The sequence below is a fragment of the Methylomagnum sp. genome, assembly GCF_054333355.1.
This window is the reverse complement of record NZ_JBTEKS010000367.1, coordinates 1-4,340: the sequence shown is the minus strand read 5'-3', so window position 1 is coordinate 4,340 and position 4,340 is coordinate 1. Positions and strand designations below refer to the sequence as shown.

6 protein-coding genes are annotated in these 4,340 nt (G+C 62.6%); 5 read left to right on the top strand and 1 reads right to left on the bottom strand.

Annotation, left to right across the window (positions count from 1 at the left end; genetic code table 11):
• Positions 1-94 precede the first annotated feature (94 nt).
• Positions 95-994 carry an SDR family oxidoreductase gene (locus tag ACXWUF_RS19390; protein WP_458496229.1) on the top strand — a complete coding sequence of 300 codons (900 nt, stop codon included), beginning with the start codon at positions 95-97 and terminating at the stop codon, positions 992-994.
• Between the two features lie 89 nt (positions 995-1,083).
• Here ACXWUF_RS19390 and ACXWUF_RS19385 read toward each other — a convergent pair whose 3' ends face one another.
• Positions 1,084-1,782 (bottom strand): 4'-phosphopantetheinyl transferase family protein, encoded by a 699-nt coding sequence (locus tag ACXWUF_RS19385; protein ID WP_458496228.1) that lies wholly within the window; start codon positions 1,780-1,782, stop codon positions 1,084-1,086.
• 246 nt (positions 1,783-2,028) lie between these two features.
• On the opposite strand from ACXWUF_RS19385, the gene ACXWUF_RS19380 reads away from it, so the two are divergent.
• The 4 genes from ACXWUF_RS19380 (at position 2,029) to ACXWUF_RS19365 (ending at position 4,247) form a co-directional block, all read left to right on the top strand.
• Entirely contained in the window at positions 2,029-2,652 is a 624-nt protein-coding gene (locus tag ACXWUF_RS19380) for a urate hydroxylase PuuD (protein ID WP_458496227.1), read from the top strand.
• 79 nt (positions 2,653-2,731) lie between these two features.
• Positions 2,732-2,998 (top strand): FitA-like ribbon-helix-helix domain-containing protein, encoded by a 267-nt coding sequence (locus ACXWUF_RS19375; RefSeq protein WP_458496226.1) that lies wholly within the window; start codon positions 2,732-2,734, stop codon positions 2,996-2,998.
• The gene (locus ACXWUF_RS19370) at positions 2,998-3,402 is read left to right on the top strand and encodes a type II toxin-antitoxin system VapC family toxin (RefSeq protein ID WP_458496225.1); all 405 of its coding nucleotides are present in this window, start codon (positions 2,998-3,000) and stop codon (positions 3,400-3,402) included. Before ACXWUF_RS19375 ends, ACXWUF_RS19370 begins: the two co-directional genes overlap by 1 nt.
• An 11-nt stretch (positions 3,403-3,413) precedes the next feature.
• Complete coding sequence (locus ACXWUF_RS19365; protein WP_458496224.1) at positions 3,414-4,247, top strand: cyclase family protein; 834 nt, start codon at positions 3,414-3,416, stop codon at positions 4,245-4,247.
• Positions 4,248-4,340: the final 93 nt, after the last annotated feature.

The following is a 4,340-nucleotide window of genomic DNA, read 5'->3' as shown; positions in this document are numbered from 1 at the left end:
CCGCAGCTTAGCAATGAGGGGCTGTAACATAAGCAGTTATGGTCGGCATCTAAACTTCTGATCCGTTCACCACGAAACGCCATCCCACCGAAACATGAACACAACGCCTCCAACCATCCTCATCATCGGCTGCGGCGACATAGGCCGCCGCGTCGCCGCCCTGGAAATCGCCGACGGCAACCTCGTCGCCGCCCTGGCCCGCTCGGACGAATCCGCCCGAGCGCTAAGTCAACTCGGCATCCACCCCAAACGGGGCGACCTGGACGCGCCGGACACCCTAACCTGCCTACCTTCATCCGAAACCATCGTCTACCACTTCGCGCCCCCGCCGCCCACCGGCCACGGCGACCCGCGCACGCTAGCCCTGCTGGCGGCGCTCGACACAGCCACCCCACCCGCCCGGCTGGTCTACATCAGCACCAGCGGCGTCTACGGCGATTGCCAAGGCGAATGGGTGAACGAGGACCGACCGCCCAATCCCCAATCGGATCGGTCGCGGCGGCGGCTGGACACGGAACAGCAAATCACCCAATGGGGCGAACAACGCGGCGTGCCCTGTGTGATCCTGCGGGTGCCCGGCATCTACGGTCCCGGACGCTTGCCCTGCGAACGCCTGCGGCAAGGACTCCCGGTCCTGCGCGACGAGGAAGCCCGCTACAGCAACCGCATCCACGCCGACGACCTCGCCGCCGCCTGCTTCGCCGCCGCCCGGCGGGGCCAGCCCGGCGGCGTCTACAACGTCAGCGACGGCCAGCCCACCACCATGTCGGACTACTTCAACCGGGTGGCCGACCTGCTTGGACTGCCCCGCCCGCCCGCCGTCGGACTGGCCGAAGCCCGCCGGGTACTCAGCCCGAGCATGATGTCGTTTCTGGAGGAATCGAAGCGGCTGGACAACCGCCGGATGCTGGAAGCGTTAGGGGTGAACTTGCGTTATCCCAATCTCGCCAGCGGCTTGGCGGCGTGCGTGGCGGCGGACTCGGAAACGCCGTAACCCATCGCACTCACTGGCGCGGTGGGTGACGGCGCACGGCGCGTTCAATATCAACAACATGAGCCGTGCGGATGTGCGCCTAACCCACCCTACGAAGCCGGGTCAAAAAAACTGACCCGCCGCTCCCCACCCCGATACGCCAGCGCCGCCCGGCAGTTCCCAGAGGCCCACTCGCGCAACCGCCAATCCGCCGCCGGGCCGTGAGCTTCGGGCACCGCCGCGTAACCCGTGAAGCCAGGACTCACGCACACCTTGCCGAGCCCCAGGCCAATCCCCCGCCCCACCGCCTTGACGAACGCCTCCTTGCAGGCCCAGCGCCGGATGAATTCATCCGCCTGCCGATCCGGTGGCAAGCCCCGCCACAACGCCAACTCATCGGGCGCTAGGCACATACCCGCCAGCCCTTCCAGATTGCTCCGCACCCGGCATTCCTCAACATCTACGCCCAAGGCCGCGTCCCGCGTGAAGGCCAACAAGGCGAATGGCCCGGAGTGAGAAACATTGAACACCAGCCCTTGGTTCTCTTCGGCGTCCCGCAGCCGGGGCTTGCCGTGGTCGTTGACGATGAATTCCACGCGCTCGGGCGGCAGGTCCAGATATTCCCCCAGCAAGCGCCGCAAATAGCCCCGCGTGTGGACGAAGGCGACCCGCGCCGATTCCGCCAGGAACCGCCCGGCCCGCGCCCGTTCCGCGTCGTTGAGGCAAGCCCAATAGGCCAGGGCCAGCGGATCCGCCGGGCCCAGCCGCAACGTCCAAACATGGATGACCGACGGGTCTAATTTCTCCATTGCTATATCTCTTCTGGCCCATGTTGGCAATTCGGTGAAGCCCCGTCCGTGGGAGTGGTCTCCAACCGCGACAGGCGCCGAAAATCGCGGTTGGAAACCGCTCCCGCCAAGACAGGCTTGCCTGTCGAGGCCCGCCCGCCAGTGTACCCAATCGTCCCGTTTGATTGCGCCCCCACAAGGGCATAACCTTGTAACGCCTGAACCATCCTCAGGCGTCACTTCAACCGAGGCATAGGAGAAAAAACGATGAAGAACGTTATGCTGAAACTGATCGAGGCGTTGTCGAAATATGGGCTGGACAAGCTGGAACGAGCGCTCATGTTCGGTGGCGGACTGCTAATCGCGCTGGCGCTGGCCACCTTTAGCGTCAAGTTCTCGCACCTGTGGTTCACCTTCTTGTTCCGCTGGCTGCACGTCCTCTCCGGGATCATGTGGATTGGCCTGTTGTGGTACTTCAACTTCGTGCAAATCCCGTCCATGCCGAAGATTCCCGACGAGCAGAAGCCCGCCATCGGCAAGGTCATCGCGCCGACCGCCCTGTTCTGGTTCCGTTGGGCGGCGCTCTCCACCGTCGTCACCGGCCTGATCCTGGGCACCATGCAGGGCTATATCGTGCCCGCCATGCTGCTGGGCTATCTCCAGGGCGGCACCCACACCTATATCGGGCTGGGCATGTGGTTGGGACTCATCATGGCCTTCAACGTGTGGAACATCATTTGGCCGAATCAGCAAATCGCCTTAGGGCTGGTTGAGGCCGACGCCGACCAAAAGAAAGCCGCCGCCCGCACCGCCATGTTGACCAGCCGGTTCAACACCGCGCTCTCCATCCCCATGCTGTACTTCATGGTCATCGCGCAGCAACCGCTGTAAGTGGTTCCGTCCGGGGCTTCATGCCATTCGGCCAGCGAAGCCCCGGATATACGGGATCAACCCAAAATTGGAGGATTCAATGACGGTCATGACGTTACGCGATATTCCCGATGACTTGCACGCTTGGCTTAGAAGCCGCGCCACGGTTCATGGCCGCACGCCGGACAAGGAAGCCATCGCGTTATTGGAAGAAATAAAGGGGCGAAGCGGCCCTCAAGCCTTAACCCCCGATCAAAGACGTGAGGCCATTGAGAGAATCAGCCGTCACAGCGCCACTTTGCCAAAACTCGATCATAGATCGCCGGACGACATCCTCGGCTATGACGAAAACGGATTACCCGCCTAATGGTCATCGATTCCTCAGCCTTAATTTCTATCCTTTTGCGGGAGTCCGACTACGTTTCCTTGCGAGAAGCCCTGGCATTCGCCCCCAAGACGGTTTTAAGCGCCCCCAACTGGTTGGAGTCGGCCATCGTCATAATCAAATATCTTGGACACCAAGGGCGTGCTGACCTGGACGTTTTACTAGAAACGCTGGGCGTGGAAATTTATCCCGTCGATGTCATGCTTGGGCAAGGCGCTTACGATGCGTGGCTACGCTATGGCAAAGGCCGTCATCCGGCGGGCTTGAATTTCGGGGACTGTTTTTCCTACGCATTGGCGAAGCATCTTAATAAGCCCTTGTTATTCAAGGGCGATGACTTTTCCAAAACCGATATTGTTTCAGCGATAAGCCGCCTTTCAAATTAGCGAAGCCCCCCATGAAAACCACCGCCCTACTCCCGGCCCTACTCGCCCTCGTCGGCTGCGCCACGCCGCCCCAGCCCTTCGCCACCGGCCACTGGGTGGACCTCACCCACGCCTTTTCCGATAAGACCATCTACTGGCCGACCGCCGAACACTTCAAGCTGGAAAAAGTCTTCGAAGGCACCACGGCCAAGGGCTTCCATTACGCCGCCAACCAATACGCGGCGGCGGAACACGGCGGCACCCACATGGACGCCCCCATCCATTTCGCCGAAGGCGCCGCGACCGTCGAGAAGATTGGCCCGGACCAGTTGATCGGACCCGCCGTGGTGGTGGACGTGTCGGCGCGGGCGCTGACGGAGCGGGATTATTTGGTGAGCGTCGCCGACTTGACCGGCTGGGAGAAAGACCATGGGGCCATTCCCGCCCAAGCCGTGGTGCTGCTGCGCACCGGCTATGATCGGTACTGGCCGGACCCGCTGCAATACCTGGGCACCGCCGAGCGCGGCGAGGCAGCGGTGGCGAAGCTGCATTTCCCCGGCATCGCGCCCGACGCCGCCCGCTGGCTGGCGGAACAGCGCCACATCAAAGCCGTCGGGCTGGACACGGCCAGCATCGACTACGGCCAATCCACATTGTTCGAAAGCCACCAGGTGTTCGCCCGCCACAATATTCCGATTTTTGAGAACGTGGCCGGACTCGGCCAACTGCCGCTGACCGGCGCCACGGTCATTGCCTTGCCGATGAAGATCGAGGGCGGAAGCGGGGCGCCGTTGCGGGCGGTGGCGTGGGTACCGGGACAGGGCAATCGCGCTATGAAGTCGGCACCCGTTGATCCCCAAAAATGAGGCGGTTGCGATAGTCCTTGTTGAGGATGGCACGACGTTTGCGGCGGCGGATGCTCTGCTTGGAGGTGGGATCGTTGTGGCGAAGGAGACTGA

What these genes read in the sequence shown, in the direction of transcription:
- ACXWUF_RS19390 (WP_458496229.1), top strand. Translation starts at nt 95, where the DNA reads ATGAACACAACGCCTCCAACCATCCTCATCATCGGCTGCGGCGACATA.
- ACXWUF_RS19385 (WP_458496228.1), bottom strand. Translation starts at nt 1,782, where the DNA reads ATGGAGAAATTAGACCCGTCGGTCATCCATGTTTGGACGTTGCGGCTG.
- ACXWUF_RS19380 (WP_458496227.1), top strand. Translation starts at nt 2,029, where the DNA reads ATGAAGAACGTTATGCTGAAACTGATCGAGGCGTTGTCGAAATATGGG.
- ACXWUF_RS19375 (WP_458496226.1), top strand. Translation starts at nt 2,732, where the DNA reads ATGACGGTCATGACGTTACGCGATATTCCCGATGACTTGCACGCTTGG.
- ACXWUF_RS19370 (WP_458496225.1), top strand. Translation starts at nt 2,998, where the DNA reads ATGGTCATCGATTCCTCAGCCTTAATTTCTATCCTTTTGCGGGAGTCC.
- ACXWUF_RS19365 (WP_458496224.1), top strand. Translation starts at nt 3,414, where the DNA reads ATGAAAACCACCGCCCTACTCCCGGCCCTACTCGCCCTCGTCGGCTGC.